The organism is Mesorhizobium sp. M7A.F.Ca.US.006.04.2.1 (genome assembly GCF_004022915.1).
GTDB classification, from domain to species: domain Bacteria; phylum Pseudomonadota; class Alphaproteobacteria; order Rhizobiales; family Rhizobiaceae; genus Mesorhizobium; species Mesorhizobium ciceri.
In genome coordinates, this window is the sequence record NZ_RZQA01001496.1 from 1 (window position 1) to 730 (window position 730).

The 730-nt window shown below is 60.3% G+C and carries 1 protein-coding gene; it reads right to left on the reverse strand.

Annotation, left to right across the window (positions count from 1 at the left end):
* The coding region (locus tag EN925_RS38300) for an ABC transporter permease subunit (protein ID WP_164894798.1) at positions 1-628 on the reverse strand (628 nt) is incomplete at its 3' end.
* Positions 629-730: the final 102 nt, after the last annotated feature.

A 730-nucleotide genomic window follows, 5' to 3' on the forward strand; every position in this document is an offset into this window, starting at 1 on the left:
TTTCGGTCATGTAGGCGCCGTAGCACAGCGAGAGCGCCAGGATGCCGGCGGGAACCGCACCGACCACGAAGCCCAGTTGCGGCAGGCCGAGATAGATCAGATAAACCTGCATCAGGAGCGGCAGGCCGCGAAAGAACGAAGTGTAGAAGCTTGCGATGGCGTAGGCGAAGCCGTTGGTGGACAGCTTGGCTACGGCACCCAGTATGGCGATCAGGGAGGCGATGATGATGGAGATGGCCGAGACGTAGAGCGTGGTCACCACGCCCTGGGAAATCAGGAATGGCAGCTTTTCCCGGATGAAGGGCAGGCTGAGATGAAAGGTCGCGAAGAAGGCCAGGAAGAGCAGCAGCAGTTCGAACCAGACGATGGCGATCTGGACACGCAGCGAGGCGAAGCCGATCAGGACGACATTGAGGACGAACAGAAGCGCGATCACGAAGGCGATGGCAAACCGACCATAGAGGCCGCTCTGCGACGGTTCGCCGATGACCGGGCGCATCAATTCGCCGAAGCTCGTCGACGTCAGGTTGAAGGCGAGGAAGATCGCAAAGACGACGCCGAACATCGTCGCCACAAACCACGGCTTGTGCACGAGGACTTCAGCTTCGACGGTATCGGGGTAGAGCATAGCCTGTCCCTTCGAATGGTCGGCGGCCCGCACAGGCGAGCCGCCAGCGAACGTCGGAACTACTTTACGACCGAGTAGTCGACCCCGTACCATTTCCTGGAG